Source organism: Pseudomonas sp. B26(2017) (genome assembly GCF_002113045.1).
Taxonomy (GTDB): domain Bacteria; phylum Pseudomonadota; class Gammaproteobacteria; order Pseudomonadales; family Pseudomonadaceae; genus Aquipseudomonas.
The window spans coordinates 98,055-121,142 of the sequence record NZ_NEJJ01000005.1 but is presented as its reverse complement, the minus strand read 5'-3'; the positions used below and the strand labels follow the sequence as shown (position 1 = coordinate 121,142).

Genomic DNA, 23,088 nt, shown 5'->3' with positions numbered 1-23,088 from the left:
AGCCTGCCTCCTGTCAGTGGTAATCCAGATAATCAACCAGTTCGATATCCGACCCTGCAAATCGAAAGATAACCCGCCAGTTCCCGGACACACTGAGTGACCAGTATTCGCAAAGCTCCCCTTTCAGTGGATGCAGACGCCAACCGGGAAGATCCAGATCCCCCGGAACGGCGGCCCGATCCATGAACTGCAGCATGCGCGACAGCCGTTTAGCGTGATCGGCACGAATCCCGCGAGTCGAACCGGTTTCATAGAAGCCGCGAAGGCCTTTGTGCTGAAAGGATTTGATCATGAAGCGAGTGTAAGGCGATACATTACACTCAATGCGGTATCTATGTACCGCATCTTTTCGAGCTGATTATGCTTGGCGGGTTTATTCCGCAGGTGGCAGCGGTGCAGCTAAGCCTTCACCTCTTCCACCGGCACATGCATTCGGTCGCGGTTGGCCAGGGTCGGGAACAGTTTGATCCAGGTCCCGGTTACCACCAGCGTACCGATCCCGCCCATCACCACTGCCGGTACGGTGCCGAACCAGTGGGCGGTGAGGCCGGATTCGAATTCGCCCAGTTGGTTCGAGGCACCGATGAACAGGCCGTTCACGGCGCTGACCCGGCCGCGCATTTCATCCGGGGTTTCCAGTTGCACGAACGAGGCGCGGATCACCATGCTGATCATGTCCGCCGCGCCGAGCACCACCAGCACCGCCAACGAGAACCAGAACGAAGTCGACAGACCGAACGCGATGGTGGCGACACCGAATACGCCGACGGCAGTGAACATCACGCGACCGACGTTGCGTTCAACGGCAAACCGCGCCAGAAACAACGACATCATCAACGCCCCGACCGCCGGCGCCGAGCGCAGCAATCCCAATCCCCACGGCCCGGTCAGCAGAATGTCCTTGGCGAACACCGGCAACAGGGCCGTTGCACCGCCGAGCAGCACCGCGAACAGGTCCAGCGAAATCGCCCCGAGAATGTCCGGGCGGCTGCGAATGAAGCGAATCCCCGCCAGCAACGAATCCAGTGTCGCCTTGCCTTTGTTCAGCGGTGTTTGCCGCGCGGGCAGGTTGAGCATCAAGGTACACGCGATGACGTACAGAACGACGGTGGGGCCATAGACCCAAACGCTGCCGAAGGCATAAAGCAGACCGCCAAGCGCCGGGGCGACGATGGTGGCCGATTGCTGCGCCGACTGCGCGGCAGCGACGGCCCGTGGGAACAGCGTGCCGGGCACGATGCTCGGCAGCAGCGCCTGGGTGGTCGGCATTTCGAAGGAGCGCGCGGCGCCCAGCAGGAACGCCAGGATAAAAATCATTTCCCGGGTGACATGGTCGGTGGCGCTGCCGATGGCCAGTGCCAGAGCGATCAAGGCTTGCAACGACTGACAGATCGCCGCGACCTTGCGCCGATCGTAGCGATCGGCAACGTGGCCGGTGTGCAGCATGAACAATACACGTGGAGCGAATTCCACCAGCCCGACCAGACCCAGATCGAGCACGTTGCCGGTCAGTTGATAGAGGTTCCAGCCGATCGCCACGGTGAGCATTTGAAAACCGCTGGCGGTGAAGATCCGGGCAAACCAGAAAGCAAGAAAGGGACGGTGGTGACGTAACAGCAAGGGCTCTTGGCTGGGCATTTGCGGGCCGGTCTTGATCGAGGGGAATCGCGAGATTATCACCAGTCTGTAACAGGAAGTTGCTATGACAGAAAATTTAGTTAGCCAGACATCGATTTTTCCGAGAGTACGTGGCCAAGGATGTTTCGCGGCGTTGCCAGGGCTGTGAGGCAACTTGTCACGCGGCAAAAGACCACGCGGTTCTCCGTCGGAAATGGGACTACTCTTTCAACGTTGATTGATCCAGATCAAGACCCTTCGTGGAGATGATCGCGGACCCGTCGGCAGACTCCCTGCGTCGCGATGCCTGTAAAAAGAAGAACGAATCCGAGTTCGCCGCACTCCATACCCGTGGGGGCAGTGGTTCAAGGCCGCCAGTCCTGGAACCGTTATCTGATAGAGGAAAGCTTATGTTCGGTTTAGAGGCCCTGGATCTCGCCCGAATTCAGTTCGCGTTCACCATCTCGTTCCACATCCTGTTCCCGGCGATCACCATCGGTCTTGCGAGCTATCTCGCGGTGCTGGAAGGCCTGTGGCTGAAAACCCGCAACGACACCTACCGTGACCTCTACCATTTCTGGTCGAAGATCTTTGCCGTCAACTTCGGCATGGGCGTGGTCTCGGGCCTGGTCATGGCCTACCAGTTCGGCACCAACTGGAGCCGCTTCTCGGACTTCGCAGGTTCCGTTACCGGGCCGTTGCTGACGTATGAAGTGCTCACGGCGTTCTTCCTTGAGGCCGGTTTCCTCGGCGTGATGCTGTTCGGCTGGAACAAGGTCGGGCGCGGCCTGCACTTTTTCTCCACGGTGATGGTGGCCATCGGCACGTTGATTTCGACCTTCTGGATTCTCGCTTCCAACAGCTGGATGCAGACCCCGCAGGGCTTCGAGATCGTCAACGGGCAGGTCATTCCAACCGACTGGCTGGCAATCGTTTTCAACCCTTCGTTCCCGTATCGCCTGATGCACATGGCGACTGCCGCGTTCGTCGCAACGGCGTTCTTCGTCGGCTCCTCGGCGGCCTGGCACCTGTTGCGCGGCAAGGACAACCCGGCGATTCGCACCATGCTGTCGATGGCAATGTGGATGGCGTTGATCGTTGCGCCGATCCAGGCGGTCATCGGTGACTTCCACGGCCTCAACACCCTTAAGCACCAGCCGGCGAAAATCGCTGCGATCGAAGGCCACTGGGAAAACGTCGGCAACGAGGCGACGCCGCTGATCCTGTTCGGCTGGCCGGACATGAAGGAAGAGAAAACCAAATACGCGGTCGAGATCCCGTACCTCGGCAGCCTGATTCTGACCCACTCGCTGGACAAGCAGGTGCCGGCGCTCAAGGAATTCCCGCCTGAAGACCGGCCGAATTCGACCATCGTGTTCTGGTCGTTCCGGATCATGGTCGGCCTCGGTTTCCTGATGATCTTCACCGGCCTCTGGAGCCTGTGGCTGCGCAAGCGCGACACGCTCTACACGTCGCGGCCGTTCCTGTACCTGGCGTTGTGGATGGGGCCGTCCGGCCTGATCGCGATCCTGGCGGGCTGGTTCACCACTGAAATCGGTCGTCAGCCGTGGGTGGTCTACGGGCTGATGCGCACGGCGGATGCGTCCTCCAACCACAGCTTCATGCAGATGAGCATCACGCTGATCATGTTCGTGGTGGTGTATTTCGCGCTGTTCGGTGCGGGGCTGGGCTACATGATGCGCCTCGTGCGCAAAGGACCGAAAACCGACGAAGGCAAGGAAACCAACGAAGGTGGCCCTGGCCAGAAACGCACGCCGGCCCGTCCGTTGTCCGCTGCCGACGACGATGGCGCCGAACACGACCGCAGCCTGACCAAGGAGATTTGAGTCATGGGTATTGATCTTCCGCTGATCTGGGCCGTGATCATCATCTTCGGGATCATGATGTACGTGGTGATGGACGGTTTCGACCTGGGGATCGGGATTCTCTTCCCGTTCATCCCCGGCAAGACCGACCGGGACGTAATGATGAACACCGTCGCCCCGGTATGGGACGGCAATGAAACCTGGCTGGTACTGGGCGGCGCGGCGTTGTTCGGCGCGTTCCCGCTGGCCTATTCGGTGGTGCTGTCGGCGCTGTACCTGCCGCTGATCTTCATGCTGATCGGGCTGATTTTCCGCGGCGTGGCGTTCGAGTTCCGCTTCAAGGCCAAGGACGACAAGCGTCATTTGTGGGACAAGGCATTCATCGGTGGTTCGGTGGCGGCGACGTTCTTCCAGGGCGTGGCGCTGGGCGCGTTCATCGATGGCTTGCCCGTGGTCAACCGGCAATACGCCGGCGGCTCACTGGACTGGCTGACGCCGTTCACGCTGTTCTGCGGCGCCGCGCTGGTGGTGGCGTACGCGTTGCTCGGCTGCACCTGGCTCATCATGAAGACCGAAGGCAAGCTGCAGGAACAGATGCATGACCTGGCGCGTCCGCTGGCCTTCGTGCTGTTGGCGGTGATTGGCATCGTCAGTCTGTGGACGCCGCTGGCCCACCCGGAAATTGCGACGCGCTGGTTCAGCATGCCGAACCTGTTCTGGTTCATGCCGGTGCCGATTCTGGTGCTGGTGACGATGTACGGTCTGATTCGCGCGGTGGCACGCAATGCCAACTACATGCCGTTCCTGCTGACCCTGGTGCTGATCTTCCTCGGCTACAGCGGTCTGGGCATCAGCCTGTGGCCGAACATCGTGCCGCCGTCGATCTCGATCTGGGACGCCGCCGCACCGCCGCAAAGCCAGGGATTCATGCTGGTGGGCACGCTGTTCATCATCCCGTTCATCCTGGGTTACACCTTCTGGAGCTACTACGTGTTCCGCGGCAAGGTCACCCACGAAGACGGTTATCACTAGGCGTGATCACGATGGCGCCGAGAGCGGCGCCATCTCCCCTAAACCGGAGGATGCAAGCATGACCGGCAAACATTCCCTGCACGACATTGAAGAAGCCGAAAAAAAGCCGCTGTGGCAGCGGCTTGGCTGGTTGGCAATGATTTGGGTCGGCAGCGTCGGCGCATTGTTTATCGTCGCCAGCCTGATGCGCATGTTCATGAATGCAGCAGGCCTGACCACGCATTGAGACTTCCCATCCCGTTGCCTTGCGGCACGGATTCTTGACCCTCCGACCGGAGGGTTTTTTTTGCCCGGATTATTTGCGCGCCTTGAGAATCACGAACTTTGGTGTGGCCGCGACTTGCTCGACGCCCCGGAACAGCCGCGCCAGTTTGCTGTGATAACCCAAATGACGGTTGCCGACGATGTACAGCGCACCGCCAACCACCAGCGCTTCGCGGGCCTGCTGGAACATGCGCCAGGCGAGGAAGTCGCCAACCACCTGTTGCTGATGGAATGGCGGGTTGCACAGTACTACGTCCAGCGATTGCGCTTGCTGCCCGGCCAGACCGTCGCCGGCGCGCACGATCACTTCACGTTCGCCCAGCACCGCACGCCAGTTTTCGGCGGCGGATTGCACGGCCATGAACGATTCGTCCACCAGCGTGTAATACGCCTCGGGGTTTTGCAGGGCGCTGGCGATGGCCAGTACGCCGTTGCCGCAGCCTAGGTCGGCAACTCGTGCCGAGCCGAGGTTTTTTGGCAGATGCGGAAGGAAGGCGCGGGTGCCGATGTCCAGCCCTTCACGGCAGAACACGTTGGCGTGGTTGAGCAGTTCGATGGCCGGCTCGTCGAGGCGATAACGGGTCGGGTAGGGCGAGACGGCGGGTGCCTTGGCCTCGGGCGTGGCAATCAGCAAGCGCGCCTTCTTCACTGCCAGCGAAGCCTGGACCGGCCCGATGTAGCGCTCCAGAAGATCACCGGCGGCGCGGGGCAAATGCTTGACCATCGCCGCTGCTACCACTTGCGCACCGGGTGCCAATTGGCCTTGCAGGCGAATCAATTGCTCTTCCAGCAGCGCCAGGGTTTTCGGTACGCGGATCAGTACCCGGTCGAACGGCCCGACCAATGGTTCGCTGGCGGGAACGCCTCGGAGAGCATCAAACACCTGGCCATTGCGCAGCAGGTTTTTTTCCAGCCCCTGAAACGCCAGGAACGAATCACCGCTGGTGCTGATCTGCACTTTGCCTGCGAGGCTGATGGCCAGCGCGCCGAAACTGTCGTTGAGCACCAATACTCGGGTATCCGCCGGCAGATTCTGTTCGGCCAGATGATTGAGCAGGTATTCGTCAGCCGCATCGAAAGCTTGCAGCGGTTCGTTCTGCTGTTCGGGCTGGCGGATCAGATCAAGCTGGGCGAAGGGCGTATCGAGCAAAGGCATGGGGCGGGGACTCTGGGTAATCGAGGGGTGTCCCGCGGCTCAGGGTATCGTGCGGCGGAACCGACCGAGTGGACAGCGGCGCGAAAGACCTGCGACATCACTCAGGAAGGCTGCAAATGGTACGTTTTTTTTGTTGGTAATACTCGTCTGATTTCAGGGCGGTGTTCGAGATTGATCTAGAGATATCCGGCCTTGGCGGCGGCGATGACGGCTGAAATCTTGTTGCAGGTATTGAACTTGATGATCAGGTTTTTGATGTGATAGTTCACGGTTCGTTCGGCTACATTCAGAATCTGGCCGATTTCCCAGGCGGTCTTGCCCAAGGCACACAGCCTGACGATCTCGATCTCGCGTATGGACAATCGCACGGGTGGTGGTTTGGCCGGCATTGGCGGGAGGGCAGTGACGAACAACTCACTCAAATGCTGCAAGACGTATTGCAACACTCCGTATTCGTTATACAACTCAAGGGCATAAATTTCGCAATGGGTTCTTGCCAGGCTGATTGTGCAGCACACGCCATGTTCTTCGTTGTGATACGACTGCGACCAGCCATGTCCCATTCCATGATTTTGAAGCGCGCTCCACATGAGGGGGGCCTTTGAGAACGCTTTTCTGCTCCAGAGAAATGGCAACATAGACTGATAGCAATATGCTGTTATTGGATCATCAATGCTGTAAATTTCTTCGTATTCTGCGTTCCATTCAGGCGTGAAGTTATTGATGCAAAACGGTTTAAAAGATTGAGAGGCAGGCCGCGATATTGTAATGCCACAAAACTGGAAGCCAATATTGTTGGCAAAATTTTTCAAAATCGGGAAAGCATTCTCGATTTCCTTCGCGCGCGTCAGTTGTTCAATCTGAAATTCCTTCCACCTTTCCATTTTGGCTCTTCTCCAAAAAACGCTGGGGTGCTGGTTGTTGGATCCAATTTATTCAGCACGGATTGGAGTGTAGGACGCTTCCTACGTAGCCGTTTAGTTTTTTTTGTTCTTGGGCGGGGTGTCTAATTGGAATATCTAAAAAATATCTATATGTCAGAAATCATTTAATCATCTTTGATTTTTGAGTTAATTAGATTTTTTAGAGCAGTGACACTATTGCATGCCATTACAAACTGTCAGTGTTTCAATATTGATTAATGCGTGACAATCGGGTCCTTGTTGATGGAGTGACCCAATGACAGCCAGCAGCGAAAAATACAGCCGTCAGACATTGCTCGATGTTCAACCGCTGACCCCGAACCTGTTTACCCTTCGTACCACGCGGGATGTCGGTTTCCGTTTCCGCGCCGGGCAATTCGCGCGGATCGGAGTCACTCGTGAGCACGGCAGCACGGTGTGGCGCGCCTACTCGATGGTGTCTTCGCCGTTCGACGAGTTTCTTGAATTTTTCTCCATCGTGGTACCAGGCGGCGAATTCACCAGCGAACTGAGCCGGCTGAAGGCGGGCGACAGCTTGCTGATCGAGCGCCAGGCCTTTGGATATCTGACGCTGGATCGCTTCATTGATGGCCGCGATCTCTGGTTGTTATCCACAGGAACGGGGGTGGCGCCGTTTCTGTCGATCCTTCAGGACTTTGAGGTGTGGGAGAAGTTTGAACGAATCATCCTGGTCTACAGCGTGCGAGAAGCTCGGGAACTGGCCTATCAGCAGCTGATTGCCGAGCTGACGCAGCGCGACTATCTGACTGAATATGCTCATAAATTCCAGTTTATTCCGGTGGTCACCCGTGAACCGTATGCCGGCGCTCTCAACGGGCGCATCACCACGCTGATCGAAAATGGCGAGCTGGAGAGGATGGCAGGCGTCGAGCTGACGCCGGCGCATTCGCGAGTCATGCTCTGCGGTAATCCACAGATGATCGATGACACCCGGGCCTTGCTCAAGCAACGCGGCATGGCCTTGAGCCTGACTCGGCGACCGGGGCAGGTAGCGGTGGAAAACTACTGGTAAGAAAACGGCGCCCTCAGGCGCCGTTTCAGTCTTCAAGGCCGGTTGTTCTGGGCCTTCAGCAGATCGCGGATCTCGCCCAGCAGTTCTTCTTCCTTGGTCGGTACCGGCGGCAAGGTAGGCGCCACGGCTTCTTCGCGCTTCAAGCGATTGATGACTTTGACGCCCATGAAAATCGCGAAGGCGACGATCACGAAATCAAGAACGCTCTGGATGAATTTACCGTAAGCCAGCACCACCGCAGGGGCACTGCCCTCGGCGGCTTTCAGCGTAATGGCCAGGTCACTGAAATCCACCCCGCCGATCAGCAGGCCGATTGGCGGCATGATTACATCGCCGACGAACGACGAAACGATCTTGCCAAAGGCTGCGCCGATGATGATACCAACGGCCATGTCGACCACATTGCCTTTGACCGCGAAGGCCTTGAACTCGCTGAGCACGCCCATAGTTATTTCCTTGTTACAGATGAGTTTGGTGTACGCAGTGTAAATCAGCATAACGCGTCCTGCGCGTAACACCTTCTTACAAAGCCCGTTTTTATCGACACATCAATTCTCGATTAGTTTGCAAAGTGCCACCAATCGCGCGCGGAATACGCTGCAAGCGGCTGATCCTGAAGAAAAAACGTTCAATCACGGCGTAGCGATCTTTCTCAGGTGTGGCGAACCGAGCTCCTGGCCTGTGTCTGGCGCACCTGGATGCGCCTCAAAAACAAAGGAATCTGAAGTTAATTCCACACTTTATTCAGGGGTTTATTCCGCGCAGCGTTGGTGTATTGGTCGCCAGCTTATTGACCTTTTCCGTGAACGCTACACCGCTGCCCGTGACAACGGTCTGGCGGTCGGCGACTTCTTCTCCCATGTACCGAAACCACCCGCACATTGATCCAGTTGTATTCCAACTCAGGGGCACCAGCCCGTTATCGGGAGGTGGACGGGAGCAGTGTGCATGCCTACAGATTGGTCAATAACAAAGGCGATTTGCACTATTTGAAGTTTCACTGGAAAAGTTTGCAGGGTATCCGCAACAAGTTGTGCAAGTTGAGGGCCGGAATTACAGAAGTGTGACTGACAATTGGTAACAAATATTTACAAGGAAAACTTTCAAATAGAACTTGTACATTCAAGTTTTGAATTCGCAAGACTTGTCCAAGTTTGATTTCGATTCTCTTGAGTTGGTCGAGTGACGGCGAGATCTTTCAATTTCCGGCAATTGACCGGCAGCACCGTCGCGCGTCTGGCCGGCGGAGAAATCTGTCCCGGTGCGCCGCGCTGATGGGTGATGGCTGCGTTATCATCGCGGTTTTTGCCGGGGGTTCAGATGGCCAAGGCCAAGCGCATGTACGGCTGCACCGAGTGCGGCGCAACCTTTCCCAAGTGGGCCGGGCAGTGCGGCGAATGCGGCGCCTGGAATACCCTGACCGAAACCATGGTCGAGAGCGGCGGTGCCGCCGCTCCGAGCGGACGCACCGGCTGGGCCGGGCAGCAGGCCCAGATCAAGACCCTGGCCGAAGTCAGCATCGAAGAAATTCCACGTTTTTCCACAGCCTCCGGCGAACTCGACCGAGTGCTCGGCGGTGGCCTGGTGGACGGTTCGGTGGTACTGATCGGCGGTGATCCTGGCATCGGCAAATCGACGATTCTGTTACAGACCCTGTGCAACCTCGCCAAGAACATGCCGGCGCTGTATGTCACCGGCGAAGAATCCCAACAACAGGTTGCCATGCGCGCCCGTCGCCTGGGCCTGCCCCAGGATCAATTGCGGGTCATGACCGAAACCTGCATCGAAACCATCATCGCCACCGCCCGCCAGGAAAAGCCCAAGGTGATGGTGATCGACTCGATCCAGACGATCTTCACCGAACAACTGCAATCGGCACCGGGTGGCGTGTCCCAGGTGCGCGAAAGTGCGGCACTGCTGGTGCGGTACGCCAAGCAAAGCGGTACGGCGATTTTCCTGGTCGGCCACGTGACCAAGGAAGGCGCGCTCGCAGGGCCGCGCGTTCTGGAGCATATGGTCGACACCGTGCTGTATTTCGAAGGCGAATCCGACGGTCGGTTGCGTTTGCTGCGGGCGGTGAAAAACCGTTTCGGCGCGGTCAATGAACTCGGCGTATTCGGCATGACCGACAAGGGCCTGAAAGAAGTCTCCAACCCTTCGGCGATTTTTCTCACACGTGCTCAGGAAGAAGTCCCGGGCAGCGTGGTCATGGCGACGTGGGAAGGCACCCGGCCGATGCTGGTGGAGGTCCAGGCGCTGGTGGATGACAGTCACTTGGCCAACCCGCGTCGAGTCACCCTGGGTCTGGACCAGAATCGTCTGGCGATGTTGTTGGCTGTTCTGCATCGTCATGGCGGCATTCCGACCCACGATCAGGACGTGTTCCTCAACGTGGTCGGCGGGGTGAAAGTACTGGAAACCGCCTCCGACCTGGCGTTGATGGCCGCCGTCATGTCGAGCCTGCGTAATCGTCCGCTGCCCCACGACTTGCTGGTGTTCGGTGAAGTCGGTCTGTCCGGCGAAGTGCGCCCGGTGCCGAGCGGTCAGGAGCGTCTGAAGGAGGCCGCCAAGCACGGCTTCAAGCGCGCGATCGTGCCCAAGGGCAACGCGCCGAAGGAAGCGCCGGCAGGGTTGCAGATCATAGCGGTGACGCGGCTGGAGCAGGCGCTGGACTCGTTGTTCGAGTAATCAGAGCTCCATCAACGCGCCAAGCTCCCGTTCGAGCTCGGCCTCATCCCCGAGGTTGAGTTCGATCAGGCGTCGCAGGCGCTGGATCGATTCCAGACTGATGTGCCGGCACTGGAAACCCAGTTGGCCATGATCGTCGTGCGCCAGTTGCACATCCATCTGAATGTCGATGTCGTTGCTCAAATGAATGTCGACGTTAAAGTCCTGCGTTTCATCCCCCAGCCACGGTTCCGGTTTTTCGATCAATAGGCCCTTGAGCGACAGGTCGATCAATTTCACCGGCCAGATGTACTCGCCCTGGCTCAATTCGGTCTTGGCATCGAACGCAATACGTTTGAAGCGGCGACGCTCGCTCATGGCGCAATCCTCTTGAAAGTACGCTGACTATAGACCCGCCTCATCGAGCGCTGCCAGTACGGCGGGGCGTCAGACCAATGTCGGGGTATGGCCTTTGCCGCCAGTAGCGCTAAACTCGGGGTGGCTGTCTTTCTTGTCCACCCTGGCTGGAATAATAAAATGAAAAATAATAATAGCCTGCTACGCCACTTACCCTGGCTGCTGCTGGCAATCGTAGGAGCGTGCGCCCTGGGCGTAGTGGCATTGCGCCGAGGCGAGGCGATCAACGCCTTGTGGATTGTGGTCGCCGCCGTGGCCATCTATCTGGTTGCGTATCGTTACTACAGTCTGTTCATCGCTAACAATGTGATGCAACTCGATCCGCGTCGGGCCACCCCCGCCGTGCTCAACAATGACGGTCTGGACTACGTTCCGACCAACAAACACATTCTCTTCGGTCACCACTTTGCGGCCATCGCCGGCGCGGGGCCGCTGGTCGGCCCGGTACTGGCGGCGCAGATGGGCTATCTGCCCGGTACGCTGTGGCTGATCGCCGGCGTGGTGCTGGCGGGCGCGGTGCAGGACTTCATGGTCCTGTTCATGTCCACCCGTCGCAACGGCCGTTCCCTGGGCGACATGGTGCGTGAAGAAATGGGCCGCATCCCCGGCACCATCGCCCTGTTCGGCTGCTTCCTGATCATGATCATCATCCTCGCGGTGCTGGCGCTGATCGTGGTGAAAGCCTTGGCGGAGAGCCCGTGGGGCATCTTCACCGTAATGGCGACCATCCCGATCGCGATGTTCATGGGCATCTACATGCGCTACATCCGTCCGGGCCGCATCGGCGAGATTTCGGTCATCGGCGTCTTGCTGCTGCTCGGTTCTATCTGGCTGGGCGGGCAGATCGCCGCCGATCCGGTCTGGGCCAAGGCCTTCAGCTTCACCGGCGTGCAAATCACCTGGATGCTGATCGGTTATGGCTTCGTCGCCGCCGTTCTTCCGGTGTGGCTGATCCTTGCCCCGCGTGACTACCTCTCCACCTTCCTCAAGATCGGTACCATCGTCGCCCTGGCGATCGGCATCCTGGTGACCATGCCCGAGCTGAAAATGCCGGCCCTGACCCAGTTCGTCGACGGCACCGGCCCGGTATGGAAGGGCGGCCTGTTCCCGTTCCTGTTCATCACCATCGCGTGCGGTGCGGTATCGGGTTTCCACGCGCTGATCTCGTCCGGCACCACGCCGAAGCTGCTGGATAACGAAACCAACGCCCGTTACATCGGTTACGGCGGCATGCTGATGGAATCGTTCGTGGCCATCATGGCCATGGTCGCGGCCTCGGTGATCGAGCCAGGCGTTTACTTCGCCATGAACAGCCCGGCTGCCGTGGTCGGCGGTGATGTGGTGGCTGTAGCGACTGCAGTCAGCAACTGGGGCTTCGCGATTACCCCGGATGCCCTGCAAGCCGTAGCGCATGACATCGGCGAAACCACCATTCTGGCCCGTGCCGGTGGTGCGCCGACCCTGGCGGTCGGTATCGCGCAGATCCTGCACAGTGTCCTGCCGGGTGAAAACACCATGGCGTTCTGGTACCACTTCGCGATCCTGTTCGAAGCGCTGTTCATCCTGACCGCTGTCGATGCCGGTACCCGCGCCGGTCGCTTCATGCTGCAGGACCTGCTCGGTTCCTTCGTACCCGCACTGAAACGTACCGAATCCTGGACTGCCAACCTGATCGCCACCGCCGGTTGTGTGGCGATGTGGGGCTGGTTGCTGTATCAGGGGGTGATCGATCCGCTGGGTGGTATCAACACCCTGTGGCCGCTGTTCGGTATCTCCAATCAGATGCTGGCCGGTATCGCGCTGATGCTCGGCACCGTGGTTCTGATCAAGATGAAGCGCCAGCGCTACATCTGGGTCACCCTGCTGCCGGCCACCTGGCTGCTGATCTGCACCACGACGGCGGGCTTCATCAAGCTGTTCGACGCCAACCCGGCGATCGGCTTCCTGTCGCTGGCCAAGAAGTACAACGATGCGCTGGCCGCAGGCCAGGTGCTCGCACCAGCCAAGAGCGTCGAGCAGATGCAGCACGTGATCTTCAACGCCTACACCAACGCAACACTGACCGCGCTGTTCCTGTTCGTGGTATTCAGCATCCTGTTCTACGCGCTCAAGGTCGGCATCGCCGCCTGGGGCAAAAAAGAGCGTACGGACAAAGAATCGCCATTCCAGGCCCTGCCGGACGCGTAACCAGAGGATTGCAGCATGTTCAATGACCTGAGTCGCCTCGGTAAATACCTCGGTCAGGCCGCGCGCCTGATGGTCGGCATGCCCGACTACGACACCTACGTCGAGCATATGCAGACCAAACACCCGGACAAGCCGGTGATGAGCTACGAGATGTTCTTTCGTGAACGTCAGGAAGCCCGTTACGGTGGCAAGGGTGGGCCGAAGTGCTGTTGATCTGACAGCCTTCGGTTGATGTAGTCCCCAACTGTGGGAGCGGGCTTTCTCGCGAAAGCGGTGTGTCATTGAGCAATGATGTCGACTGACACGACCCCTTCGCGAGCAAGCCCGCTCCCACATTTGTTTTGTGTTGTTCATCAATTTTGTGAAGGGGATCGATGTTGTCTTCTCCAATACCTGTAACGGTGCTCAGCGGTTTCCTCGGCGCCGGCAAGACCACCTTGCTGCGCCACCTGTTGAAAGCCGAGCACGGCCTGAAAATCGCCGTGATCGAAAACGAATTCAGCGACGCCGGCATCGACGCCCAATTGCTCGGCGACGAGCCGGTGCAAGTCATGACCCTGGCCAACGGCTGCGTCTGCTGCACCATTCACACCGATCTGACCAAGGCCCTGTACCTGCTGCTCGAACGGCTGGACAGCGGCGAAATCGCTTTCGATCGCCTGGTCATTGAATGCACCGGCCTGGCTGACCCGGCGCCAGTGGCACAGACCTTTTTCATCGACGAAGAATTGCGCGAGCGCTATTTGCTCGACGGCATCATCACTCTCGTCGACGCAGCTCATGCCGAGTTGCACCTGACCCAGACCATCGCCCAGGCGCAGATCGGTTTTGCCGACCGCTTGCTGGTGAGCAAGACCGATCTGGTGGACGAGGCAGCGTTCACTGCGCTCAGCGAACGCCTGACCCGCATCAACCGTCGTGCGCCGATTCGCGTGGTCGAACACGGCAACATCGATCTGGCTGAATTGCTCGATGTGCGCGGTTTCAATCTGAATGCCGATCTCGGCGGCGGGGTGAGTCTGCGGCCGGTGAGCAAGGCGCCGTCCATCGACCGGATTTCCAGTCTGGTGCTGCGTACCGATCAGCCGCTGGATATCGATCAGCTCAGCGAATTCATGAATGAACTGCTGGAAGAGCACGGCAAGCAATTGCTGCGCTACAAAGGCGTGTTGAACATAGCGGGCGAAGATCGTCGGCTGGTGTTTCAGGGCGTGCTGAAACTCTACGGCTTCGACTGGGACACCGAGTGGGCCGAGGGCGAGGCGCGGGAAAGCGTGATCGTGTTTATCGCCGATGATTTGCCGGAAGAGAAAATTCGGGCGGGGTTTGCTCGGGTGGCTGCAAAGCAGAACTGAATTTGTGGAGACTGGAAGGGCCTCTTCGCGAGCAAGCTCGCTCCCACAATAGATCGCATTCTGTCAGGAGGAATGCCATTCAATGTGGGAGCGAGCTTGCTCGCGATGGCGATCTAACCGACAACGCATTGCTCAAGAGCTGAACCCAGCAACGTCTGCTCAAGATGATCCAGATGCTGAATCATCAGCATGCCGGCTTTTGAAATATCTCTCCGCTCCACCGCCTCAACCAACGCCAGATGTTCCTCCCACGCGCAACATCTGTGCGTCTGCTTGCCGCATCGCGCAATCGCCAGTGAGGTCAGCGGCACCAGTGTGCCGAGAAAATGCGCCAGCGGTGCATTCCCGGCCATCTTCGCCAGTTGCAAATGGAACTCCCCGGACAGACGAATCGCCGCACCGCGTCGATCTTTATCCACAGCCTGGCGCTCACGCTCGATCAGGGCGCGCAGGCGTTTCAGATCTTCAGCCTGCGCATGCTGACAAGCCAATCGCACCAGTGTGTTTTCAGTCAGGCGCCGGGCGTGCAGCGCCTGACGTGTCTGCTCGGCGTCCGGCGCGGCCACTCGCGGTCGATGGTTGGCCCGCAGCACGATGATCTGTTCGTGGGACAACTGGGTCAGCACCCGACGCACATCAGCGCGGCTGACACCGAACATCTGCTTCAGGCTTTCTTCGGTGAAACGGCTGGCGGTATCGAGGCGTTGTTCGAGGATCGCGTCGAGCAGGCGCGGATAAAGGTCGTCCACCGGCGCGTGCAGGCGGGAGAAGGGCAGGGGCGCCGAGGTCGGGCGAGGGTTCGACGGCGTGGCAAGACTGTTCATGGCCGGTCTCCAGTGTGAGGCGTTTCAGTGGCTCAGGTTGTCATCCGGAATATTCAGCGCGATGCCCATCCGCTGGCCTTCACGCAGGATGTGCCGGCGCATTTCGGCACTGGCCTGTGCGCTGTTCTTGCTGCGGATCGCGCGCACCACGGCTTCGTTTTCTTCAAGGCGTTCGGCCAGGTGCTCCGGTGAATTGCGCAGCACTTCGGCACTTTGCTTGAGGGCGTTGCTGGTCTGTTGCACCACGCTCTGGAAAATCGGGTTCGAGGTCAGGGTGAACAGTTCTTCGTGGAAGGCGATGTAGGCACTGACCCCGGCTTCGCTGTCGCCCGCTTCGAGGGCTTCGCGCATGTCCATCAGGGTCAGGCGCAATTGCCCGACTTCCTTGCTGCTGATCGACTGCGCCACCAGACCGACAATGAACGGTTCAAGGGTGTAGCGCAGTTGCAGCACGTCTTCGAGGCTGGCGCCGGCCACAGCGCTGTCGTGGCTTTGACTGTCACCGGCCTGAGCGTCCAGCACGACCACGCCTTTGCCCGGCATCGAGCGCACCAGGCCGAGGGTTTCCAGCACGATCACTGCTTCGCGCAGGCTCGGGCGGCTGATACCCAGTTGTTCGGCCAGTTCACGCTGGCCCGGCAGCATCTCGCCGGAGCGCCACTGACCCCGGGCGAGGGCGGCCCGGAGTTTTTCGACCACTGAGTTGACGACGGTTGATGTAGTAATCACGTGTTCGCTCCATGAGCCGTGCCTGCATTGGCGCAGGCACGGCGCTCATTCAGAATTCTTTGGCCGCCGCTTGAGCGACCGTTTTTCTCGGCTGAAAGTTATAGCCCTGCTCGCCGTTGAGCACCTTGTTCGCCCGTTGCACGTCGATGTCCTTTTCCCAGCGGGCGATGGCCACGGTGGCGACGCAGTTGCCGATCAGATTGGTCAGCGCCCGGCCGATACCCATGAACCAGTCCACGGCGAGTACCAGCACCAGACCGACCACCGGAATTGCCGGGATGGCCGTCAGCGTGGCGGCGAGAATCACCAGCGCCGAACCGGGAATGCCGTGGGCGCCTTTGGAGGTAATCAGCGACACCAGCAAAATCGTCAGCAGGTCGGTCATGGCCAGCGGCGTGCCGGTGGCGTTGGCAATGAACACGATGGCCAGGGTCAGGTAGATCGAAAAACCGTCGAGGTTGAACGAGTAACCGGTAGGAATCACCAGCCCGACGGTCGAGCTGCCGATGCCCAGATGTTCAAGCTTGCGCATGATCTGCGGCAGCACGGCGTCGGAGGACGCGGTGCCCATGACGATCAGCAACTCTTCACGCAGGTACTTGAGCAACGGCCACATGCGCAGGCCGGAAAGACGCATCACCAGACCGAGAATCAACGCGACGAAGGCGATGCAGGTCAGGTAGAACAAACCGACCAGACTGCCCAGGTGTTGCAGCGAATCGAGGCCATATTTGCTGGTGGTGAAGGCGATGGCGCCGAACACGCCGATCGGTGCCAGACGTACGATCATGCCCATGATCCGGAAGATCACATGGCTCAGTTCGTTGATCAGCCGCGAGATCCCGGAAGCCGCTTCGCCCACCAGATTCAACGCGCTGCCGAACAGCACCGAAAACAGCAGCACTTGCAGGATGTTGTTATCGGCGAAAGCGCCGAGCACCGAAGTCGGGATCAGGTCCATCAGGAACTGAGTGGTGGTGTGCATGTGCTGGCCGCGCTCGGCGATGTCGCCCATGTCGGCGGCGGAAAGTTGCTCCAGATGGATGTTGGCGCCGCTGCCGATCCCGGTGCTGAAGGCGAACACCAGACCGATCACCAGGGCGATGGTGGTCAGCACTTCGAAGTAGATGACCGACTTGAGGCCGATGCGCCCGACCTTCTTCAGGTCGCCGGCGCCGCTGATGCCACTGACCACCACGCAGAACACGATCAGGCCGATGAGCATCTTGATCAGTTTGATGAAGCCGTCGCCGAGCGGTTTGAGCTGGGCCGAGTATTCAGGGAGGGTCAGCCCGCAGACGATGCCGAGCACCAGTCCGAGAACCACTTGAAGAAAGATTGAACGCGAGCACCATCTGAGCATGGGAGGAATCCTGGTCGGTGTCCTGGCTGCCTTGCGCGGGGCGCATCGGATTCAGGACTTAATTATTGTGGTCTTACCGGTATGTCCAGTGCGGGTGCAGTCTAGGCGCTGTTTTTCGCGGATCGCAAGTGAAAAATGACGAATTGGCATGACCGGTCTGACCAGTTCGGCGCCAGGCCCCGACCTTGAGCCATTTGGTGTGGAAAACTTTTTCGCAGGCGAAAAAAAACCGGCCATCACTGGCCGGTTTTTCATGCTGCGGGTTTAACGTCGCGATTAAGCGCCGTATACCGGCAGTTTCTTGCAGATGGCTTTGACTTTCTCACGAACGGCGTCGATCACCGCTTCGTTGTTCAGGTCAGCCAGGATGTCGCAGATCCAGCCAGCCAGCTCTTTGCACTCCGCTTCCTTGAAGCCGCGAGTGGTCACAGCCGGAGTACCGAAGCGCAGGCCGGAAGTGACGAACGGGGAGCGTGGGTCGTTTGGCACGGAGTTCTTGTTCACGGTGATGAACGCTTTGCCCAGAGCGGCGTCGGCGTCTTTACCGGAGATTTCCTGCTTGATCAGCGACAGCAGGAACAGGTGGTTTTCAGTACCACCGGAAACCACGTCGAAACCGCGCTCGATGAACACGCCGGCCATGGCCTGGGCGTTTTTCACCACTTGTTGCTGGTAAGCCTTGAACTCAGGCTGCAGTGCTTCCTTGAAGCAGATCGCTTTGGCGGCGATCACGTGCTCCAGCGGGCCACCCTGGGCGCCCGGGAATACCGCGGAGTTCAGCTTCTTCTCGATGTCGGCGTTGGCCTTGGCCAGGATCAGGCCACCACGTGGACCGCGCAGGGTCTTGTGGGTGGTGGTGGTCACGACGTCAGCGAACGGAACCGGGTTCGGGTAGACGCCAGCGGCGACCAGACCGGCCACGTGAGCCATGTCGACGAACAGGTAGGCGCCAACCTTGTCGGCGATGGCGCGGAAGCGCGGGAAGTCCAGAACCTGGGAGTAGGCAGAGAAACCGGCCACGATCATTTTTGGCTTGTGTTCTACAGCCAGGCGTTCGACTTCGTCGTAGTCGATCAGGCCGTTGGCGTCGATGCCGTACTGGATGGCGTTGTACAGCTTGCCGGAGGAGGAAACGCTGGCGCCGTGGGTCAGGTGACCGCCGTGCGCCAGGCTCATGCCCAGGATGGTGTCGCCGGCCGACAGCAGGGCCAGGTAAACAGCGGCGTTGGCCTGGGAACCGGCGTGCGGCTGAACGTTGGCGTAGTCGGCGCCGAACAGTTCCTTGGCGCGGTCGATGGCCAGTTGCTCGACAACGTCGACGTACTCGCAACCACCGTAGTAGCGCTTGCCCGGGTAGCCTTCGGCGTATTTGTTGGTCAAAACCGAGCCTTGAGCTTCCATCACCGCTGGGCTGGTGTAGTTCTCCGAAGCGATCAGCTCGATGTGTTCTTCCTGGCGCCGGGCTTCTTGCTCCATGGCGGCAAAAAGATCGGCGTCGTACTTGGCAATAGTCAAATCACGGCTGAACATGGCGGTCCTCAAGGATCGGGGGCAGAAAAGGGGGGCATTCTAACCCAACGGGTTTTGGATGGCATATGAAACGACATCATGTCGCAGACAAGTGGCGTTCATGACCAGATATGTGGCGTCCGTGCCGGCCTTTTCGCTGACCAGCCGGGTCGCACAGTAACCGAGGCCGGCCCGCGATTTTGTGATCGACATCAATCCCTGTGGAAGCGAGCTTGCTCGCGAAGATCGCGCCGCTGATCTTCAGTCGAACATGAACAGCGCATCATTGCTGAACTGCGCCTCGAACCGTCCCGCCGGCATCGGCCGTCCGAACAGATAGCCCTGAACCTCGTCGCAGCCATGCTCGCGCAGGAAGTCCAGTTGTTCATGGGTTTCCACACCCTCGGCGATCACCGCCAGATTCAGGCTGTGAGCCATGGCGATGATCGCCCGGGCAATCTGCGCGTCCTGCTCGCCGGACGGCAGTCCGTCGACGAAGGTGCGGTCGATCTTCAGCACGTCGATCGGGAATTGCTTGAGGTAGTTCAGCGACGAGTAACCGGTGCCGAAGTCGTCGACCGCGATGCTCAGGCCGAGGTTCTTCAGACCGGCAAGGATCTGCATCGCCTCGCTGACTTCGCGCATCAGGATACTTTCGGTCAGCTCCAGTTCAAGGCACGCCGGCGGCAGGCCGGTTTCCTTGAGAATCGTGGCGATCCGCGTACCGAGCTGGCCGTCGGAGAACTGCCGGGCGGAAATGTTCACCGAAACCTTCGGCACGCGCACGCGGCTCTGATGCCAGGTCTTGAGCTGGCGGCAGGCCTCGCTGATCACCCAGTCGCCGACGTCCACCACCAGCCCGAGTTCTTCGAGCACCGGAATGAAATCTCCCGGCGGCACCAGCCCGCGACGCGGATGACGCCAGCGCAGCAGGGCTTCGGCACCGGTCAGGCGTTTGCCGTCGCCGCTGAACTGCGGCTGGTAATACAGCACGAATTCGTTTTGCTCGAGGGCGTGGCGCAGATCGCTTTCCAGTTCCAGACGCTCCAGCGCACTGGCGTTCATGTCGGCCTGATAGAACTGGAAGTTGTTCTTGCCGCGCTCCTTGGCGTGATACATCGCGGTGTCGGCGTTCTTCATGAGCTGGCTGAGTTCGTTGCCGTCCTGCGGGCTCAGGGCGATGCCGATACTGGCGGTGACGAAGAACTCGCGACCTTCGAGCACGAATGGCCGAACGAGGCTCGCGAGAATCTGCTCGGCCACGTGGATTGCACGGTTCAGCGCCATCTCGCGGCTGGAGCGATGTTGCAGCAGCAGGGTGAATTCGTCGCCACCCATCCGCGCCACGGTGTCGTCATCGTCGACACAGGCCAGCAACCGTGTCGCCATGTCCTTGAGCATGCGGTCGCCGGCCGCGTGACCCAGGGAGTCGTTGATCGGTTTGAAACGGTCGAGGTCGAGGAACATCAGCACCACCCACGACTTCTGCCGTTCGGCCGATTGCAGCGCGGTGTGCAGCCGATCCTGGAACAGCGTGCGGTTCGGCAGGTGGGTCAGGGCGTCGTAGTAGGCGAGGCGGTGAATCCGCTGCTCGCTGGCCTTGCGCTCGCTGATGTCGCTGAAGAAGCACACGTAACTGGCCAGGTCGCCCTCGTCGTCGAGCACGGCGGTGATGCCCACCCATGCCGGGTAATGCTCGCCGTTGCGGCGCTTGAGCCAGACTTCGCCTTCCCAGGTGCTGTGCTGATGCAACTGCTTGAGCACGTAGCGCAGGTGCGCGTCCTGCTGTTCGTCGACGGTCAGCATGTTCGGCAACTGGTCGAGCACCTCGCTCACCGCGTAACCGCTGACCCGACTGAACGCCTCGTTGGCCTGGACGATATAGCCGGCCGGGTCGGTGATCAGGATCGCCGAGGTCGAGTGCTCGAATACCGTGGCCGCCATGCGCAGGTCTTTTTCGGCGCGGCGCTGCTGGCTGATGTCGCGACCGACCCCGAGCACGCCTTCGAACGCACCGTGCTCGTCCCACACCAGCACCAGACGCAGTTCGATCGGGATCTTGCGGCCATCGGCGCGCAGGCAGTCGAACAGGAACAACTGGGTCTGCACCTGGCTACGCAAAATCACCAGTTGCTCGGGTTTGCCCAACGCTTTGCTGACCCGATCCATCAGGAGATAGATGCCGCTCAATTGCTGCGGGTTAGCGATGGTCGATTGCCAGCCGTTCTGGAAAATCCATTCGGCGTCATAGCCCAGCACCGCCTGCACCGACGGGCTGACGTAATTCAGCGAGAGTTTGCTGTCGGTGGAGAAAATCACGTCGCTGATGCTTTCGGCGAGCATCCGGTAACGCTGCTCGCTGTCGCGCAACGATTCGCTGGCTTCGATCTGCTCGGTGATGTCCTTGGCCACGCCGATGATCCGCGTGACCTGATCGTGCTTGTCCCGCGCCAGCGCCTGTTCGCGAATGTCGAAACGCCGCCACTTGCCGTCGCGATGACGGAAGCGCAGCTGGCATTGCAACAACTGGCTGTAACCGGCGTGACGCTGCATCTGCCGCGAGCGGTGGTAATAGTCGGCGTCTTCCGGGTGCAGGAGGATTTCCCAGAAGTACTCGCCCATCTGATGCAGTTCGGTGCGGTTGTAACCGAGGGTCTGGCCGAGGTGGTGATTGCTGAAAATCATCCGCTGGCTGATCACATCCTGCACGTACAGATGATCCGGCACGGTGCGCACCACGTCCGACCAGAAACCTTCGCGCTCCAGCAGCGACAGCTCGATCAGCTTGCGGCTGGTAATGTCGTTGATGCTCAGGATCACGGCTTTGTAATCGTGCTGCTCCTCAGGCAGGCGCAGCACCAGCCACAGGTGCTGGTCGCGGCCATTGATGTCCGGCAGTTTGATTTCCAGTTCCAGCTGCTTTTGCTGCTGAAGCACGGCGTCGAGTACCTGATTGCCGATGGCGCACTGACTGTGCGGCTGGCCGTCGATCAACAGTTGCCAGGCGTGATCGCAAGAATTGACGTTGAGCAGTTGCAACGCGACCTGGTTGACCTCGGTGACCCGCAATTCGTGGAGCAATTGCTGGCGCTGCGCCGGCTGGTCGAGCCAGGCCTTGAGCTGGTCGCTGGTCTGGATCTGGGCTTTCTCGAAAACCTGCTTGAGCCCCGAAAGATCGAGCACGCACAACGCCACGCCGGTGCCTTCGAAAATATCCTGATAACGCCGACGCCCTTCATGCACCTGGCGCTGGCGGCGACGCATGTTGAGCAATGCGATAAACGGCAGCAGCGAGAGCGCCAGGCCCAGCAGGCATTTGCCGATGAATGCCGGCAGCAGTTGTTCGAGCACATGCTGGCGGTCGAACAGGCCACGCAGTTGCCAGTCGCTGCTGCTCAGCGGCACGGTCAGCACGCTGTTGGCCAGATCGTCCGGGGTCAGGGTGCTGGTCTTGGTGGACGGCAGGGCTTTGTCACGGCTGATGATCTGATGATTGACGCGGTTTTCCACCAGCCACAACGGGCGGATACCGCTGTCGCCCTGTTTGGTCAGCGCGTCGAAGAAGGTCGGCGTCAGGCGCAGCGCCCAGTAACCGCGCGTGCTGCCGCTGGCCTGATGCAGTAACAGATGCACTACCGAACCGTCGTCGGCGTTACTGAAATAATGGGCTTGAGCGCGGCTGCGGCGCACCAGATCGCTGAGGTAATCGGCGTCGTGGCTGTCGGTGGCGCTGTCGCTGAGGATTTTTCCGGACGGGGTGAGCAGCGCGAGGCTGCGCAGGTCGGGCAACGATTGCTGAAGCTTGCGCAGCAGCGCCTGCTGTTCGTCGGCCGACTGGGGCTGTTCGACGATCGGTAGCAGATTGAGGGCGATCTGCGCGTTCAGCGCCATGTTCAGGCTGACCTGAGCGGCGAGGTCGGCGGTGTAGTCGATGGTGTACTGGCGCTGGTTTTTCTGGGTTTCGTGCAGTTGATCGAGCAACTGCCAGAACAGCAGCGCCAGCAGCATCAGCACCAGTGTCGCCAGCGCGCCTTTCAATGTTCCGCGCAGGGGCGAGCCGGGCGCCGGTTGGGTGCTGCTCACAGAGGCTGGCGGAGTGACGTTGGACAAGCTGTAATCCTGCGGTCTGGCTGGACTGGCGCGACGTGCACTATAAGCCGGACGCCCAAGGGGCGGCTAGCATGCC

At 59.7% G+C, this 23,088-nt stretch carries 19 protein-coding genes and 1 pseudogene; 9 read left to right on the top strand and 11 right to left on the bottom strand.

The features are described from left to right. Positions 1–13: 13 nt before the first annotated feature. Positions 14–292 carry a type II toxin-antitoxin system RelE/ParE family toxin gene (locus CAF79_RS09270; RefSeq protein ID WP_085697557.1) on the bottom strand — a complete coding sequence of 93 codons (279 nt, stop codon included), beginning with the start codon at positions 290–292 and terminating at the stop codon, positions 14–16. A gap of 107 nt (positions 293–399) precedes the next feature. Then, on the bottom strand, positions 400–1,638 hold the full coding sequence (locus CAF79_RS09265) for an MFS transporter (protein WP_085697556.1): 1,239 nt from the start codon (positions 1,636–1,638) through the stop codon (positions 400–402). A 389-nt stretch (positions 1,639–2,027) separates the two neighbouring features. Here CAF79_RS09265 and CAF79_RS09260 point away from each other — a divergent pair, with 389 nt between their 5' ends. Genes CAF79_RS09260 through CAF79_RS09250 form a run of 3 tightly spaced genes read left to right on the top strand, consistent with a single transcriptional unit; the run spans position 2,028 to position 4,701 of the window. Next, entirely contained in the window at positions 2,028–3,464 is a 1,437-nt protein-coding gene (locus tag CAF79_RS09260) for a cytochrome ubiquinol oxidase subunit I (RefSeq protein ID WP_085697555.1), read from the top strand. A gap of 3 nt (positions 3,465–3,467) precedes the next feature. Then, complete coding sequence (cydB, locus tag CAF79_RS09255) at positions 3,468–4,475, top strand: cytochrome d ubiquinol oxidase subunit II (protein WP_085697554.1); 1,008 nt, start codon at positions 3,468–3,470, stop codon at positions 4,473–4,475. Between the two features lie 58 nt (positions 4,476–4,533). Beyond that, a complete protein-coding gene (locus CAF79_RS09250; protein WP_007950992.1) occupies positions 4,534–4,701 on the top strand; it encodes a DUF2474 domain-containing protein in 168 nt (55 codons plus the stop codon). A gap of 69 nt (positions 4,702–4,770) precedes the next feature. Here CAF79_RS09250 and CAF79_RS09245 read toward each other — a convergent pair whose 3' ends face one another. Both CAF79_RS09245 and CAF79_RS09240 read right to left on the bottom strand, forming a co-directional pair. Further along, complete coding sequence (locus CAF79_RS09245) at positions 4,771–5,895, bottom strand: class I SAM-dependent methyltransferase (RefSeq protein ID WP_085697553.1); 1,125 nt, start codon at positions 5,893–5,895, stop codon at positions 4,771–4,773. Positions 5,896–6,071: 176 nt separating this feature from the next. Then, entirely contained in the window at positions 6,072–6,779 is a 708-nt protein-coding gene (locus tag CAF79_RS09240; protein ID WP_085697552.1) for an autoinducer binding domain-containing protein, read from the bottom strand. 295 nt (positions 6,780–7,074) lie between these two features. Here CAF79_RS09240 and CAF79_RS09235 point away from each other — a divergent pair, with 295 nt between their 5' ends. After that, positions 7,075–7,851: a ferredoxin--NADP reductase gene (locus CAF79_RS09235; RefSeq protein WP_085697551.1), complete on the top strand. Its 777-nt coding sequence runs from the start codon at positions 7,075–7,077 to the stop codon at positions 7,849–7,851. A gap of 32 nt (positions 7,852–7,883) precedes the next feature. Here CAF79_RS09235 and mscL read toward each other — a convergent pair whose 3' ends face one another. Next, entirely contained in the window at positions 7,884–8,297 is a 414-nt protein-coding gene (gene mscL, locus CAF79_RS09230; protein WP_085697550.1) for a large-conductance mechanosensitive channel protein MscL, read from the bottom strand. Between the two features lie 400 nt (positions 8,298–8,697). Between mscL and CAF79_RS29425 the strand changes: the two are divergent. Continuing rightward, positions 8,698–9,025: pseudogene (locus CAF79_RS29425) on the top strand (catalase); the annotation flags it as partial. Positions 9,026–9,171: 146 nt separating this feature from the next. Further along, positions 9,172–10,539, top strand: coding sequence for a DNA repair protein RadA (gene radA / locus CAF79_RS09220; protein ID WP_085689697.1), 1,368 nt, complete (start codon positions 9,172–9,174; stop codon positions 10,537–10,539). Here the strand turns inward: radA and CAF79_RS09215 are convergent, their stop codons facing one another. After that, positions 10,540–10,896: a PilZ domain-containing protein gene (locus CAF79_RS09215; RefSeq protein WP_085697549.1), complete on the bottom strand. Its 357-nt coding sequence runs from the start codon at positions 10,894–10,896 to the stop codon at positions 10,540–10,542. It lies immediately after the preceding gene. Positions 10,897–11,055: 159 nt separating this feature from the next. On the opposite strand from CAF79_RS09215, the gene CAF79_RS09210 reads away from it, so the two are divergent. From CAF79_RS09210 to yjiA, 3 genes are all read left to right on the top strand, one after another. Beyond that, entirely contained in the window at positions 11,056–13,122 is a 2,067-nt protein-coding gene (locus tag CAF79_RS09210; RefSeq protein ID WP_085697548.1) for a carbon starvation CstA family protein, read from the top strand. 15 nt (positions 13,123–13,137) lie between these two features. Further along, positions 13,138–13,335 (top strand): YbdD/YjiX family protein, encoded by a 198-nt coding sequence (locus tag CAF79_RS09205; protein WP_003228401.1) that lies wholly within the window; start codon positions 13,138–13,140, stop codon positions 13,333–13,335. Between the two features lie 161 nt (positions 13,336–13,496). After that, positions 13,497–14,477: a GTPase gene (gene yjiA, locus CAF79_RS09200; RefSeq protein WP_170929715.1), complete on the top strand. Its 981-nt coding sequence runs from the start codon at positions 13,497–13,499 to the stop codon at positions 14,475–14,477. Between the two features lie 113 nt (positions 14,478–14,590). On the opposite strand, the gene CAF79_RS09195 is transcribed toward yjiA, so the two are convergent. The 5 genes from CAF79_RS09195 to morA all read right to left on the bottom strand — a co-directional run bounded on the left by CAF79_RS09195 (position 14,591) and on the right by morA (position 23,012). Continuing rightward, entirely contained in the window at positions 14,591–15,301 is a 711-nt protein-coding gene (locus CAF79_RS09195; protein WP_085697547.1) for a GntR family transcriptional regulator, read from the bottom strand. 24 nt (positions 15,302–15,325) lie between these two features. Next, positions 15,326–16,030: a FadR/GntR family transcriptional regulator gene (locus tag CAF79_RS09190; protein ID WP_085697546.1), complete on the bottom strand. Its 705-nt coding sequence runs from the start codon at positions 16,028–16,030 to the stop codon at positions 15,326–15,328. Positions 16,031–16,079: 49 nt separating this feature from the next. Next, a complete protein-coding gene (locus CAF79_RS09185) occupies positions 16,080–17,393 on the bottom strand; it encodes a C4-dicarboxylate transporter DctA (protein WP_085608708.1) in 1,314 nt (437 codons plus the stop codon). Between the two features lie 276 nt (positions 17,394–17,669). Next, positions 17,670–18,923 (bottom strand): serine hydroxymethyltransferase, encoded by a 1,254-nt coding sequence (gene glyA, locus CAF79_RS09180; protein WP_085697545.1) that lies wholly within the window; start codon positions 18,921–18,923, stop codon positions 17,670–17,672. A 240-nt stretch (positions 18,924–19,163) separates the two neighbouring features. Then, positions 19,164–23,012: a cyclic di-GMP receptor MorA gene (gene morA, locus CAF79_RS09175; RefSeq protein ID WP_085697544.1), complete on the bottom strand. Its 3,849-nt coding sequence runs from the start codon at positions 23,010–23,012 to the stop codon at positions 19,164–19,166. Positions 23,013–23,088 lie beyond the last annotated feature (76 nt).

Excerpts from the sequence above, each read along its gene's own strand:
- CAF79_RS09250 (WP_007950992.1), top strand. The coding sequence starts at position 4,534 with ATGACCGGCAAACATTCCCTGCACGACATTGAAGAAGCCGAAAAAAAG.
- CAF79_RS09245 (WP_085697553.1), bottom strand. The coding sequence starts at position 5,895 with ATGCCTTTGCTCGATACGCCCTTCGCCCAGCTTGATCTGATCCGCCAG.
- CAF79_RS09240 (WP_085697552.1), bottom strand. The coding sequence starts at position 6,779 with ATGGAAAGGTGGAAGGAATTTCAGATTGAACAACTGACGCGCGCGAAG.
- mscL (WP_085697550.1), bottom strand. The coding sequence starts at position 8,297 with ATGGGCGTGCTCAGCGAGTTCAAGGCCTTCGCGGTCAAAGGCAATGTG.
- glyA (WP_085697545.1), bottom strand. The coding sequence starts at position 18,923 with ATGTTCAGCCGTGATTTGACTATTGCCAAGTACGACGCCGATCTTTTT.
- cydB (WP_085697554.1), top strand. The coding sequence starts at position 3,468 with ATGGGTATTGATCTTCCGCTGATCTGGGCCGTGATCATCATCTTCGGG.
- radA (WP_085689697.1), top strand. The coding sequence starts at position 9,172 with ATGGCCAAGGCCAAGCGCATGTACGGCTGCACCGAGTGCGGCGCAACC.
- yjiA (WP_170929715.1), top strand. The coding sequence starts at position 13,497 with ATGTTGTCTTCTCCAATACCTGTAACGGTGCTCAGCGGTTTCCTCGGC.
- CAF79_RS09195 (WP_085697547.1), bottom strand. The coding sequence starts at position 15,301 with ATGAACAGTCTTGCCACGCCGTCGAACCCTCGCCCGACCTCGGCGCCC.
- CAF79_RS09185 (WP_085608708.1), bottom strand. The coding sequence starts at position 17,393 with ATGCTCAGATGGTGCTCGCGTTCAATCTTTCTTCAAGTGGTTCTCGGA.
- CAF79_RS09215 (WP_085697549.1), bottom strand. The coding sequence starts at position 10,896 with ATGAGCGAGCGTCGCCGCTTCAAACGTATTGCGTTCGATGCCAAGACC.
- CAF79_RS09205 (WP_003228401.1), top strand. The coding sequence starts at position 13,138 with ATGTTCAATGACCTGAGTCGCCTCGGTAAATACCTCGGTCAGGCCGCG.
- CAF79_RS09235 (WP_085697551.1), top strand. The coding sequence starts at position 7,075 with ATGACAGCCAGCAGCGAAAAATACAGCCGTCAGACATTGCTCGATGTT.
- CAF79_RS09260 (WP_085697555.1), top strand. The coding sequence starts at position 2,028 with ATGTTCGGTTTAGAGGCCCTGGATCTCGCCCGAATTCAGTTCGCGTTC.
- CAF79_RS09265 (WP_085697556.1), bottom strand. The coding sequence starts at position 1,638 with ATGCCCAGCCAAGAGCCCTTGCTGTTACGTCACCACCGTCCCTTTCTT.
- CAF79_RS09210 (WP_085697548.1), top strand. The coding sequence starts at position 11,056 with ATGAAAAATAATAATAGCCTGCTACGCCACTTACCCTGGCTGCTGCTG.
- CAF79_RS09270 (WP_085697557.1), bottom strand. The coding sequence starts at position 292 with ATGATCAAATCCTTTCAGCACAAAGGCCTTCGCGGCTTCTATGAAACC.